This window comes from Micromonospora sp. M51 (assembly GCF_018070305.1).
Classification (GTDB): Bacteria; Actinomycetota; Actinomycetes; order Mycobacteriales; family Micromonosporaceae; genus Micromonospora; species Micromonospora parva.
The window spans coordinates 1-1,083 of sequence record NZ_JAGPXZ010001228.1; the positions used below are offsets into that span (position 1 = coordinate 1).

Here is a 1,083-nt window from a genome sequence, read left to right on the forward strand (position 1 = left end):
GACCCGACCTGGCTGAGCGCGCCGATCCCCGCCCCGCCGCACGGGCTCTGGCCCTGGGCGTCCACCCAGGGGTGGTAGTGGTCGGAGATCCACAGCGCCTCGAAGCCGGCCCGTTCGGCACCGCGCGCCTGCTCCAGCAACTCGGCTGGCGTGAACTCCTCACTGGACAGAAAGTATCCGATCTTCATGGCTTACCCCTTCGGCGCGCGGACTGCTGATGGGCAGAGCCGTACCCCGGTGGGGCCGGGTCACACCGGTGCTCGCCGTGGACCGGGTCAGCGTCGACCGAACATCGCCCGGATCGCGGCGAGCAGCAGCAGAGCGCCGACCACCAGGCCGAGCAGGCGTACGCCGGGGATGTCGGCCGGGCTCGTCGCGTCGGCCAGCGGGACGGGATCCATCCCCGCACTCTCCCCGGGGAGCGGGCCGCCAGGCAACTGTAAGGTTTATTGACTATTGAATCGCTCAGTGTGACCATGGCAGGACCGCCTGCCGGTGGCGGTGCGCCGAGGGCGCGTGAGAGATGGGGTACGGGGGCCGCATGAGCGAGCGCAACCAGCGGGTCGACGGGGGCGCACCGTCGTCGGCGATCGACGCGATCTGCATCGGTGGCGAACGGGCCGACGAGCAGGCCGCCCGCGAGCTGCGCGACGCCATCGTGGCCGCCGTTATCTCCGGCGAGTTGCCCGAGGAACGGCTCGCCGAGGCCGCCAAGCGCGTCGGTCAACTCGCCGCCTGGACGGTGGCCGCCCGCAGCGCCGGCTCGGCCGCGGCGCGCGCCGCCGACGTCGGGCTGGTCGCCGCCCGCCGGGCCGTCCGGGTCACCGCCGCCCCGGGCGCGACGGGCGCGCTGCCACTGACCAGCGCCGCACACGTCGTCGAGTTCGAGCCGCTGCGCAACATCGCCATCGGCGCCGAGACCCCCTGGGGCATCGGCGGGCCGCTGGGCGAGCTGCTGCCCGGCACCAGCACCGTCCGCTACGCCGAACCCGACGTGCCGGCGGACCCGGGCGCCGGGGCGGGCACCCGCCCGCTGGTCCTGGTCGTCCGGGACCTGCACCGCCACGACTGGATGCGCGCCGC

Annotated in this window: 2 protein-coding genes and 1 pseudogene; 1 reads left to right on the forward strand and 2 read right to left on the reverse strand. The window is 74.3% G+C overall.

All coding sequences use genetic code 11. The features are described 5' to 3' along the window. A partial coding sequence (locus KBX53_RS33890; RefSeq protein WP_210863915.1) for an LLM class flavin-dependent oxidoreductase occupies window positions 1-188 on the reverse strand: 188 nt, incomplete at its 3' end. A gap of 87 nt (window positions 189-275) precedes the next feature. Next, the gene (locus KBX53_RS36940; protein ID WP_256443624.1) at window positions 276-401 is read right to left on the reverse strand and encodes a hypothetical protein; all 126 of its coding nucleotides are present in this window, start codon (window positions 399-401) and stop codon (window positions 276-278) included. Window positions 402-592: 191 nt separating this feature from the next. On the opposite strand from KBX53_RS36940, the pseudogene KBX53_RS33895 reads away from it, so the two are divergent. Continuing rightward, window positions 593-1,083 (forward strand): annotated as a pseudogene (locus KBX53_RS33895) (glycoside hydrolase family 3 protein); the annotation flags it as partial.

Bases quoted from the DNA above. Each gene is read 5' to 3' on its own strand.
- KBX53_RS36940 (WP_256443624.1), bottom strand. From the start codon at position 401: ATGGATCCCGTCCCGCTGGCCGACGCGACGAGCCCGGCCGACATCCCC.